Origin of the sequence: Fodinibius sp. (assembly GCF_041642155.1) — a bacterium.
Lineage (GTDB): Bacteria > Bacteroidota > Rhodothermia > Balneolales > Balneolaceae > Fodinibius.
The window spans coordinates 1-10355 of record NZ_JBEPWZ010000092.1 but is presented as its reverse complement, the minus strand read 5'-3'; the positions used below and the strand labels follow the sequence as shown (position 1 = coordinate 10355).

The following is a 10355-nucleotide window of genomic DNA, read 5'->3' as shown; positions in this document are numbered from 1 at the left end:
GCCGTATATGCCGTCGTGATCGTCCTTGTAGGCGTCAATCAAAAGAGCGATAAGACCGGCAACACCTACGATAATGCCGGGCAAAAAAGCGTTAAGATCGTGTAAATAATCCATGCAACTTAGTTGTTATACAGTGACTCAATAGTTTTTGCAAGCATCATGTCTTTTTCGGTAACTTTTCCGCCGGCATCATGCGTGCTCAACGAAATATTGACGGTATTGTAGACATTAAATATTTCCGGATGATGAACCTGCTCTTCGGCTTCGTATGAAATACGGGTAATAAAGCCCATCGCATCCCGAAAATTTTCAAAGGTGAATTCCTTGCTCACCTTGTCGTCCCTGTGCTCCCATCCGGGCAGGTCTTCTAATTGCTGTGTAATTTCATCGGTTGAAAGCGGATCAGCCATAATACTATCTGTTTTTGGGTTGTGATGCCAATTCATCGGTAACATCATACAATGTGGAAGTCCACTCCGGAAGTTCCCCGGTTCTGGCTGACTGTTTAATGGCCATTCTTTTTTCCTGGGAGGCCTGCAACAGACCGTTCACCTGGGCTTCGGAATATTGAGTGAAGTCAACGGGACGGATTCCGATCCAGAACATTAAAATGACCAGGGGCACCAATATCCCGATTTCCCGGGCATTCAAGTCTTGCAATTTCTCATTGACCTTGTGTTTCAGCGGTCCGAACATCACCCGCTGGTACATCCACAGCATATAGACCGCCGCCAGAATAACGCCGAGGGCCGCAAATACGACAAACGCATTTTGCGGGATCACCTCCGAATGAAAAGCGCCGTTCAAGATCAGGAATTCTCCTATAAAGCCGTTCAACCCGGGTAAGCCGATAGAGGCCAGCGTGGCAATCATGAACATGACCGCAAAAACGGGCAGAACTTTGGCAATGCCTCCGAAATCTTCAATCATGCGGGTGTGTCTTCGATCATAAATCATCCCTACAATCAGGAAGAGGGCGCCGGTAGAAATTCCGTGGTTGATCATCTGCAGCAGGGCGCCCTGCACACTGATGACGTTTACGGCGAACAAACCCAGTACGACAAACCCCAGGTGGCTTACGGAAGAGTAGGCGACCAGTTTCTTCACATCTTTCTGAACCATCGCCACCAGGGCCCCGTAGATAATACCGATGACCGCAAGCGCAGCCATATATGGAGCGAATTCAACAAATGCATTCGGGAAAATCGGCAGGCACACCCGAAGAAGCCCATAGGTCCCCATCTTCAGCATAATGGCTGCCAGTACCACCGACCCTGCCGTAGGGGCCTCCGTGTGGGCGTAGGGAAGCCAGGTATGAAAGGGGAACAGCGGTACTTTAATACAAAATGCCAACGCAAAAGCGGCAAACAGGTAGGTCTGCTCCACCAGCCCTATCTGATAGGCTCCACTTGAGAGAAACCGCCAGTCGGTGCTGAAGACATATCCCTGCAGGGACGAGCCGGCGTCGTAGCCAAGATAAATAAGTCCGACCAGCATGATGAGCGAGCCCACAAGGGTGTATACAAAAAACTTGACCGTGGCATGAATGCGCCCCTTCCCGCCCCAGATTCCGATGAGGAAATACATGGGAATGAGCGAAAGTTCAAAGAAGACGTAAAATACAATCAGGTCAAGTGAGGCGAATACGCCCATCGAAGCCGTCTGCAAGAGCAGCAGCATAGAATAATAGCCGGCCAGATGCTTTTTGATCGAATCCCAGGAAGAAAGAATAACGATGGGACCCATAAGAGTCGTAAGCATAAAAAGAAGAAGGCTTAGTCCGTCCAACCCGACCAGATACTTTATATCCATACCGGCCAGTACGGGCGAGCCTTCCGTCAGAAACTGGGCGGTCCCCGAATTGGTAATATCAAAGTTGAATATCAGCAGCAGCGACAACAGAAATGTAACGACTGTGGTGAGCAGACTAATCCATTTCGTCGCCTTGTCATTACGGGATACCAGGATGGCGGCAATACCGGCCAGCGGCAGATAAATACAAATGTTTAAAAGTAACTGCATGTTCACAATTTATTTACAGGATCAACAAGCTTAACACGAGAAGAACACCGATAACGAGCGCAAGGGCATAGCTGCTGGCCACCCCCGTTTGGAGATACCGGAATACACTACCAAATAAACGAACTATTCCTCCCACCGCATTTACGATTCCGTCTACAATCTTCATATCAAATTTGGCGAGCCCTTTGTCGGAAAAGCGAACCAGCGGGTGGACCACCAGTCCCTCGTAAAATTCATCGAGGCTGTATTTCTCTTTCCAGGTCTGGTACAGTGCGCCGAACCGGTCGGCCAGCAGGGCATCGGACTCCTCGGTGGCACCTCGGCCGTACAGGCGCCATGCGGCATACAATCCCCCCACGGCCACCAGGACCGAAACAATGAGCAGTATCCACTCAACAGCGTGCGAAAGCCCGAGTCCATAGTCTGCCGTAACCGTATACAGCCAGTTATGAAGCAGGTTTATATGTGCCTCTTCATGGGTAAATGTTGATACTAAAAAATTGGGTACGCCAATAAATCCTCCCACAATCGACAATCCACCGAGTGTCCACAGCGGAATCGTCATCGTTTGGGGACTTTCATGCAGGTGTTTTTCGGCTCCGGCCGCCTCTCTTATCTTGTCGGGCAGCTTAAACGATCCGTTAAACGTACCGAAGGTGAGTCTAAACATATAGAAAGCCGTAAGGAAGGCGGTAATGATGCCCACGCCCCAGAGCAAAAAGTAAAGGGGCCCCGCAAACTCGCCGAAGCCGGCGTTAAAGGTAAATGCCAAAATCTCATCCTTTGAGAAAAAGCCGGCCAGCGGGGGTATTCCGGCAATCGCCACCGTCGCAATCAGAAACGTCTTGTACGTCGAGGGCATATACTCTTTTAGCCCCCCCATAAACCGCATATCCTGGGGATCAAAATGAACATCCTTGCCCTCTTCGTGGAGGCCGTGTTCAACATGTTCCATGGCGTGGATGACCGAACCGGATCCGAGAAAAAGGCAGGCTTTGAAAAAGGCGTGAGTCACCACATGAAAGATAGCGGCGGTAAAGGCTCCCGAACCGAGAGCCAGAAACATGTATCCCAGCTGCGATACGGTGGAATAGGCCAGCACGCCCTTGATATCATTTTGCGTGAGTGCAATAGTGGCGGCGACAATCGCCGTAAGAGCTCCGATAGCGGCAATAATCATCATAATTTCCGGGGACGTCACAAACATCGGCGAAAGCCTGGAAATCAGGTAAATTCCGGAGGTAACCATGGTGGCCGCATGGATAAGCGCCGAAACCGACGTGGGACCCGCCATCGCATCCGGCAGCCAGACAAAAAGTGGGATTTGAGCGCTCTTCCCCGTAGCCCCGATAAACATCAGCAGGGCAATCCAGAAGGTGGCGTCCGCCGGAATAGCCCCCAGGTTGGCCAGGATGGTCTCAAAGCGCAGACTCCCGACAAACTGGAAGATCATGAATATTGCAATGAGAAAGGCAAAGTCGCCCACCCGGTTGTAGAGAAAAGCTTTCTTGGCCGCATCGGATTTCGCCATATCGGAATACCAGAACCCGATCAGCAGATAGGAACAAAGGCCCACTCCCTCCCATCCCAGGAACAGCAACAGCAAATTATCAGCCATCACAAGGTTGAGCATGGCAAAAATAAAGAGGTTCAGGTAGGCAAAAAACTTCCAATATCCCTCATCCTCCCACATATACCCAATGGAATAGAGATGGATCAGAAAACCGACTCCGGTTACCACCAGGGTCATGACCAGCGAAAGCTGGTCGATCTGGTAGGCAATATCCACGCTGAGAGAGCCGACTTCAATCCAGGTGAAAAGCTCGGCGAAAATGGGTGCTGATTCCTGCCCCATATTCATAAAGAAATAAACGGCTATAGCAAAAGGAATAAATACCGAAAGGTTTGCAATCGCGCCAATCAGGCTTTTTCGCCGGCGGAAAGATTCGGAGCTCAACCCTATTAACCCATTGACAAGAAAGCCCACCAGCGGAAGGATTATTATCAAACTTGTAAGCGTAGTAGCAGAATCCATTTAAAAGATATTTCAGTATTGTATCCTTACAAAATTTCAGGCCCAAAAGTAGCCAATACCCCTCATTTTCCCAAGGGAAATTATCAGAGGGCAAAGATACAAAAAAGTAAGTGAAGGTAAAGCACAGGATGTGCAATTATTTGATAATTGCACATATTTAGTTGCTTTCTAAATTAGCAGTTTCATGCATTTTAATATCGAGGCCTTTTGTATGACACCCTACTATGGACTGCTCCCCACTAATTCGCAGTGTGTTTCAACAGCTCTGGCGGAGTAACCGCGAGTTGATTTCTGTCGGCGTCTTTCCAAAAAGAAAAAGCAGTTTCGTTTTCTAATTTTAGTCGACTTTTCTTACTTTTTCTCCCCGCAAATTGCGGTAGGCAGATCAATTAAATTAATTAAGTTTTGTTAAATCTGTTTTGCAACCTATTATTTCTATTTTAGGTTTAAGTTAGATTTTGTATGTTTAGCGACTATTTATGATCATTAGGAACATAATGACCCCGGAACCTTGAAGACTCTGTCCCTGCGAAATTTTGTTGTATCATTCATCACGCTGATGGCTTTTTGGTACATTATGAGCGGGTTTTTTGATCCCATTCACAGTCTTATGGGGATTGCCAGTGTTGCCTTAGTCATGGCCCTTAACTACCGGCTGCGCAAACACAAGTATTTTGAGGATGAAGTAGACGTATTGGATGCATTGCGATACGGGCGCCTTCTCTATTATTTAATATGGATGTTCGGGCAAATTATCGCCTCGGGCATACAGGTCGCACGTGTTATTCTTACCCCCTCGCTGCCGGTCAAACAGAATATGGTACGCTTTAAAGTGGACCTGCCCAGCGCCCATGCCAAAATGATTTTAGGTAATTCCATTACCCTCACGCCCGGCACGCTTACGGTGGACATACATGAAGACGAATTTCTCGTCCATTCCATCGACCCCAGAGCCTATGAGGGCATTATCAATGACAAAATGCCTCAGGAAGTGCTCAAGCTTTTTACCCAAAAGATGCACCCGGTCGTCTCGGATGTCGAAATTATATCAGATAACAAAAATCTGTAATGCATACTTTTTTCTTATACAGTGCCGTAGTATTAACGGCCATTATTGCGATTCCGGCCTATCGTGTTATCAAAGGGCCTACGGTATTCGATCGCCTGATCGGTACGAATGCCATAGCGACGAAAACCATTGCCCTGATTTGCCTGATCGGATACCTCTTCGGCCGAATCGATATGTTTATTGATATTACGCTTGCTTACGCCATCCTGGGGTTTATAGGGTCCCTGACCATTGCCAAGTATTTTGCTGCGGTGGAGGTGCGATATGATGACTGATATTCAGCTTGTTTTTACGATCTTCTTCGTTATTGCGGGGATATTTTTCCTGCTGGTGGGCAGTATCGGCACAATACGCCTACCCGATTTTTACTCCCGAACGCATGCAACCAGTAAAAGTGACACGCTGGGACTTTTACTGATTATTACGGGTCTTATTATCTATGAAGGATTTAATGTCAATAGTCTCAAGCTGTTTTTGATCTTATTGTTTATTGCGCTGTCAAATCCAATAGGTTCACATGCTTTGGCCCGTGCTGCATACGAGGCGAATCTCAAGCCATTATTCAAAAAAACCGATAATGAAAAGGGGAACCAAGCCTGATGTACTGGGAATTTGAACTCATATTATTTTTCTTTTTGCTCACTACGGCCATTATCGCCCTCGAATCGGATGACCTGCTTGTTGCAGTCGTTATGCTTACGATCTTTAGCTTTTTAAATGCCCTGTTGTTTACAACCATGGGGGCTGTGGATGTCGGCTTTACAGAGGCCGTCGTCGGGGCCGGTGTCACGGGTATTCTGCTTGTTGTCGCTATCTACCAAACCACATATAAGACCTTAGATTGAAGAACTACATCCAATTTTTTCTGATCATTTGCTTTACGGGCCTGCTGCTTTTTGCGGCCATGGACTTGCCCTATCGCGGTGATGCCGACAATCAGATGAACCGGGAAACAAGTATTACGGGCACGAAAGTACCGGGAAATTATTATGTGCAGGAGGCTTATAACGACGCCCATACCAACAATATGGTCACGGTCGTACTGGGCGATTACCGCAGTATTGATACGCTTGGGGAACAAATTGTAATATTTACGGCAGGCATGATCTGCTTTCTGCTGTTGAGAAAACATGAGCATGAGGAGGAGGAATGAAAAAGCGCGTTGCAAGTCCCATTGTTTTATTAGGCTCCCGGCTATTGAGTCCCTATATCATGCTGTTTGGGCTGTATGTGATCTTTCACGGCCACTACAGCCCGGGCGGTGGTTTCCAGGGCGGCACTCTTCTGGCGGCATCGCTGCTCCTGATCCGCATTTCCAGCGGACGTCGTATTTCACGCATCCAGTTCAGCGACTATCTCACCACGCCACTGGCGGTCATCGGGGTACTGATCTATTTTGGTACGGGGCTGACGGCCCTCCTGGCGGGCGGTTATTTTCTTGACTACGGACAGCTTCCCATCCCGGGACTTGATGCTCCGGATCTGCGTTACTGGGGAATTTTAATTATTGAACTGGGTATAGGACTGACCGTCATGGCGGTACTCGTATCCATTTTTGACGATATGATCAGGGGGGAAGATTGATGGTTGATTTTCTATTGGGGCATTATGCGTACTGGTTTACCATTATCTTGTTGGCTATCGGGCTCTACGGGATGCTTATCAAGGATAATCTTGTCAAAAAGACGATCGGGCTCTCCATCTTCCAGACCGGAGTTATCTTGTTTTTTGTCTCGGTAGCAGCCAAATGGGACGCTACCGTTCCCGTTAAAAGCGATGAATTCCCGGTCACGGAGGTCGCCCACTACATGAATCCCCTTCCCCATACCCTCATGCTTACGGCTATCGTGGTGGGAGTCGCAACCCTGGGCGTCGCATTTGCCCTGCTTATTACCATCTACAACCGCTATGAGACCCTGAACGAACGAGAACTGTTAGATAAGATTCAATGATCGGATCAGATATACCGGCTTTAATTCCCATGACGTTTCTGGCTTTTGCTGTCCTTATTCCCCTGTTGGGGCTGTGGAAAAGGCATCTGTCGTACTACTGGGCCGTATTGGGTGCGGCCATAGCTACGGGGTTTTCTGTTGCCGGCTTTTATAACTACGTTACCGGCGGCGAAACCATCCGCTATTTTTTCGGAGGCTGGGAGCCGCCGGTCGGAATTGAATTCGTCTACGACGGACTTTCCGGGTTTATCGTGCTGGTTATTAATGCTATTGCTCTTTTTGTGCTGATCCATTCCCGCATGATCGGCAAAAAAGAGTTTCCGGGCAAAGTAACAGGCTATTATTCGGTCGCCATGCTGCTGATGCTGGGCTTCAACGGCATGGTACTGACGGGCGATCTGTTTAACCTGTACGTCTTTCTTGAAATTTCTTCACTGGCCAGCTACGCCCTCATCGGCATCGGTGAGAAAAGAGCTCCCTATGCGGCCTTCCGTTACCTGATCATCGGTACGGTGGGCGGGTCGCTCTACTTGTTGGGCGTCGGGTTTCTGTACACCGTAACGGGTACGCTCAACATCATCGATATGACGGCGATGCTGCCGGAGGTTATTGACAATTCTGCGGTCATCACCGCCCTGGTACTGATGATCGCCGGTATCGGGGTCAAAGCAGCGCTCTTCCCCCTGCATGGGTGGTTGCCCGACTCCTACAGCTATGCCTCTTCGACCTCTTCAGCTCTTATAGCTCCTATCGGTACAAAAGTGGCGGCTTATGTTCTGCTACGGATCGTACTCTATCTGTTCGGGGTCGACATCGTTGATACCGCGATCCCTGTTACCGACATTGTTGGCGTACTGGCCGGAATCGGTATTCTGTATGGATCGGTGATGGCCATTGCCCAGAGCGATCTCAAGAGAATGCTCGCCTACAGCAGTGTCTCTCAAATCGGATACATTATCATGGGGATCAGCCTTGCCAATCCCTTTGGTTTTATCGGTGCCGTACTGCATGTGCTCAATCACGCCCTGATGAAAGCCTGCCTCTTTTTGGTTTCGGGAAACCTGCGTCTGAAAGAGGGGCATACGGATATTACGAAATTCGACGACAGTTACCGGAAGAAGTATCCGTGGACGATGGTGGCTTTTACGACAGCCGCCCTGTCCATGGTAGGCCTGCCGCCGCTGGCCGGATTTTTCAGCAAGTGGTATCTGGCACTCGGAACCATAGAAAACAGCAACTGGCTGCTGTTATCGGTTATCCTGATAAGTTCACTGCTCAATGCCGTGTACTTTTTCCGTATTCTCGAGAAGGTATACCTGCGTGATCCCGAGTCGACGGATGAGAAGACCGGTATTATTTCATCCCTGGCTACCAACGAAGTTAAACCGTCTATGCTTTGGACCACCTCCATCATTGCATTCGGTATTTTGGCCGTCGGCCTGCTCAATGCATTTATCGTTTCGGCCATCGTAACGATGTTTCCCGCTGGATTATAAACCAAGAAATTAATCTTTGTAATGGAGCTTACTTTTGTCCCTTTATATGCTGTACTCGTATCGCTGGCCGCGGTACCGTTTATCCTGCTGAGTTCCGGCAAACCCAACCTGCGTGAATTCTGGACCATCCTGGCCGGCGTTATTAAGTTTTTGCTGGTCTTGACGCTCATCCCCGCTGCTTTAGAGGGACGTACCATCGAACTGACTCTTTTTGAAATTGCCCCGAATCTGCCCATTGAACTGCACGCCGACCCGTTCGGGGTGTATTTTGCTATCGTTGCATCCGGCTTGTGGATTTTCACTTCCTTCTATTCCATCGGGTATATGCGGGGACACAAGGAGAAGAAACAGACCCGCTATTTTGCCAGCTTTGCCGTATGCCTGTCGTCTACGATCGGGATCGCTTTCTCGGGAAACCTCCTGACTTTCCTTCTCTTTTACGAAATGCTGACCATTGCGACCTATCCACTGGTAATACACAGTGAAAATAAAGAGGCCATCCGCGCCGGTCGCAAATATTTGGCCTATACCCTTACGGCGGGACTTTTGCTCATTGCCGCGGTGGGGATTACCTATTCCCTTACCGGCTCTCTTGATTTCCAACCCGGCGGTATTTTTGGAGATGTAGATCTCAGCAATACCATGGCAGTCTCCCTGTTTCTGCTTTACTTGGGTGGGGTGGGCGTCAAAGCCGGCATCATGCCTATCCACAGCTGGCTGCCGTCTGCGATGGCGGCCCCCACCCCGGTAAGTGCTCTTTTGCACGCGGTAGCAGTTGTAAAATCGGGAGTGTTCGGCATCATTCGGGTCGTTCACTATGTGTTCGGACCGGAGGTAATGGGCAACTTCGGGTTAAACGAAATTCTTATGGTCATAGCAGGGGTTACCATTATTGTAGCTTCTCTGCTGGCCTTTGCCCAGGACAACCTGAAAAGACGGCTGGCTTATTCGACCGTGGGACACCTTTCCTATATCGTACTGGGAGCGGCCCTGCTCACTCCATTGGGACTTACGGGCAGTATCATGCACATTTCGGCCCATGCCACGATGAAGATTACCCTTTTCTTCTGTGCGGGTGCAATTATGGTAAACCTTCATAAAAAGAACATCAGCGACCTGAATGGGATTGCCAGCGTTATGCCCTGGACCATGGGTGCATTTGTTATTGGTTCGATGGGACTTGCCGGACTTCCTCCCATAAATGGTTTTGTAAGCAAGTGGTTCCTGGGGGCCGGCGTACTGGAAGGGGGTATGATGCTCCCGCTGATAATTCTTATTATAAGCGGATTGCTTAATGTGGGATATTTCTTCCCCATCATACACCGTGCTTATTTCAGGAAAGGCGGGAAGGAGCTGGAGGGACATACGGAGGCCTCCCCCTTTATGGTCGTCCCTATTGTGATAACAGCAACAGCTTCTGTTGTTTTTGGCCTCTTCCCGGATCTCTTTTTTCACTTTTTCGAGCTGGCATCCGGTATAGCTGAAACTGTTTTTAAAACTCTGTAACGCTATGAAGAAATGGCATTGGATATTACTTGGGATTCTGGCAGTGATAAGCCTCATTGTTGAATTCACTATGGTAGAACACCACGGAGATCACTGGTGGAGCCATATTCCCGCTTTTTACATCATCCTGGGATTTGTTGGTTCTGCCGTTCTCATATTTCTCTCCCGGTGGCTGGGAAAATTAATCCTCTTAAGCGACGAAGATTACTATGACCGTTGAAATTTTTATTATACCGGCCGTCATTCTAATTGCCGGAGCATTTATGCTGCCGTTA

At 48.7% G+C, this 10355-nt stretch carries 13 protein-coding genes; 10 read left to right on the top strand and 3 right to left on the bottom strand.

The window, feature by feature from the left end:
* Window positions 1-119: 119 nt before the first annotated feature.
* Genes ACESLU_RS07395 through nuoL form a run of 3 tightly spaced genes read right to left on the bottom strand, consistent with a single transcriptional unit; the run spans window position 120 to window position 4057 of the window.
* Window positions 120-410: a 4a-hydroxytetrahydrobiopterin dehydratase gene (locus tag ACESLU_RS07395; RefSeq protein ID WP_372637281.1), complete on the bottom strand. Its 291-nt coding sequence runs from the start codon at window positions 408-410 to the stop codon at window positions 120-122.
* Window positions 411-414: 4 nt separating this feature from the next.
* Window positions 415-2022: a NuoM family protein gene (locus tag ACESLU_RS07390; protein WP_372637278.1), complete on the bottom strand. Its 1608-nt coding sequence runs from the start codon at window positions 2020-2022 to the stop codon at window positions 415-417.
* A gap of 13 nt (window positions 2023-2035) precedes the next feature.
* Window positions 2036-4057 (bottom strand): NADH-quinone oxidoreductase subunit L, encoded by a 2022-nt coding sequence (nuoL, locus tag ACESLU_RS07385; RefSeq protein WP_372637275.1) that lies wholly within the window; start codon window positions 4055-4057, stop codon window positions 2036-2038.
* Window positions 4058-4568: 511 nt separating this feature from the next.
* Between nuoL and ACESLU_RS07380 the strand changes: the two genes are divergently transcribed.
* The 10 genes from ACESLU_RS07380 to ACESLU_RS07335 are packed head-to-tail and all read left to right on the top strand — an operon-like array spanning window position 4569 to window position 10300.
* A complete protein-coding gene (locus ACESLU_RS07380; RefSeq protein WP_372637272.1) occupies window positions 4569-5126 on the top strand; it encodes a Na+/H+ antiporter subunit E in 558 nt (185 codons plus the stop codon).
* Window positions 5126-5401: a monovalent cation/H+ antiporter complex subunit F gene (locus ACESLU_RS07375; protein ID WP_372637269.1), complete on the top strand. Its 276-nt coding sequence runs from the start codon at window positions 5126-5128 to the stop codon at window positions 5399-5401. Before ACESLU_RS07380 ends, ACESLU_RS07375 begins: the two co-directional genes overlap by 1 nt.
* Window positions 5391-5726: a monovalent cation/H(+) antiporter subunit G gene (gene mnhG / locus ACESLU_RS07370; protein WP_372637267.1), complete on the top strand. Its 336-nt coding sequence runs from the start codon at window positions 5391-5393 to the stop codon at window positions 5724-5726. Before ACESLU_RS07375 ends, mnhG begins: the two co-directional genes overlap by 11 nt.
* Window positions 5726-5971 (top strand): Na(+)/H(+) antiporter subunit B, encoded by a 246-nt coding sequence (locus ACESLU_RS07365; protein WP_372637264.1) that lies wholly within the window; start codon window positions 5726-5728, stop codon window positions 5969-5971. Before mnhG ends, ACESLU_RS07365 begins: the two co-directional genes overlap by 1 nt.
* On the top strand, window positions 5968-6279 hold the full coding sequence (gene mbhE / locus ACESLU_RS07360) for a hydrogen gas-evolving membrane-bound hydrogenase subunit E (RefSeq protein ID WP_372637260.1): 312 nt from the start codon (window positions 5968-5970) through the stop codon (window positions 6277-6279). Before ACESLU_RS07365 ends, mbhE begins: the two co-directional genes overlap by 4 nt.
* Window positions 6276-6710, top strand: coding sequence for an MnhB domain-containing protein (locus ACESLU_RS07355; RefSeq protein WP_073062618.1), 435 nt, complete (start codon window positions 6276-6278; stop codon window positions 6708-6710). The genes mbhE and ACESLU_RS07355 overlap by 4 nt, the downstream gene beginning before the upstream one ends.
* Window positions 6710-7078, top strand: a complete 369-nt coding sequence (locus ACESLU_RS07350) for a cation:proton antiporter subunit C (protein WP_372637257.1) — start codon at window positions 6710-6712, stop codon at window positions 7076-7078. The genes ACESLU_RS07355 and ACESLU_RS07350 overlap by 1 nt, the downstream gene beginning before the upstream one ends.
* Window positions 7075-8574: a complex I subunit 5 family protein gene (locus tag ACESLU_RS07345; protein WP_372637255.1), complete on the top strand. Its 1500-nt coding sequence runs from the start codon at window positions 7075-7077 to the stop codon at window positions 8572-8574. Before ACESLU_RS07350 ends, ACESLU_RS07345 begins: the two co-directional genes overlap by 4 nt.
* Before the next feature lie 21 nt (window positions 8575-8595).
* Window positions 8596-10080, top strand: coding sequence for a monovalent cation/H+ antiporter subunit D family protein (locus ACESLU_RS07340; protein WP_372637252.1), 1485 nt, complete (start codon window positions 8596-8598; stop codon window positions 10078-10080).
* Window positions 10081-10084: 4 nt separating this feature from the next.
* Window positions 10085-10300 carry a hypothetical protein gene (locus ACESLU_RS07335; protein WP_372637249.1) on the top strand — a complete coding sequence of 72 codons (216 nt, stop codon included), beginning with the start codon at window positions 10085-10087 and terminating at the stop codon, window positions 10298-10300.
* The last annotated feature ends 55 nt before the right edge of the window (window positions 10301-10355 follow it).

Bases quoted from the DNA above. Each gene is read 5' to 3' on its own strand.
- nuoL (WP_372637275.1), bottom strand. From the start codon at position 4,057: ATGGATTCTGCTACTACGCTTACAAGTTTGATAATAATCCTTCCGCTG.
- ACESLU_RS07340 (WP_372637252.1), top strand. From the start codon at position 8,596: ATGGAGCTTACTTTTGTCCCTTTATATGCTGTACTCGTATCGCTGGCC.
- ACESLU_RS07355 (WP_073062618.1), top strand. From the start codon at position 6,276: ATGAAAAAGCGCGTTGCAAGTCCCATTGTTTTATTAGGCTCCCGGCTA.
- mnhG (WP_372637267.1), top strand. From the start codon at position 5,391: ATGATGACTGATATTCAGCTTGTTTTTACGATCTTCTTCGTTATTGCG.
- ACESLU_RS07390 (WP_372637278.1), bottom strand. From the start codon at position 2,022: ATGCAGTTACTTTTAAACATTTGTATTTATCTGCCGCTGGCCGGTATT.
- ACESLU_RS07365 (WP_372637264.1), top strand. From the start codon at position 5,726: ATGTACTGGGAATTTGAACTCATATTATTTTTCTTTTTGCTCACTACG.
- ACESLU_RS07375 (WP_372637269.1), top strand. From the start codon at position 5,126: ATGCATACTTTTTTCTTATACAGTGCCGTAGTATTAACGGCCATTATT.
- ACESLU_RS07395 (WP_372637281.1), bottom strand. From the start codon at position 410: ATGGCTGATCCGCTTTCAACCGATGAAATTACACAGCAATTAGAAGAC.
- ACESLU_RS07350 (WP_372637257.1), top strand. From the start codon at position 6,710: ATGGTTGATTTTCTATTGGGGCATTATGCGTACTGGTTTACCATTATC.
- ACESLU_RS07345 (WP_372637255.1), top strand. From the start codon at position 7,075: ATGATCGGATCAGATATACCGGCTTTAATTCCCATGACGTTTCTGGCT.
- ACESLU_RS07335 (WP_372637249.1), top strand. From the start codon at position 10,085: ATGAAGAAATGGCATTGGATATTACTTGGGATTCTGGCAGTGATAAGC.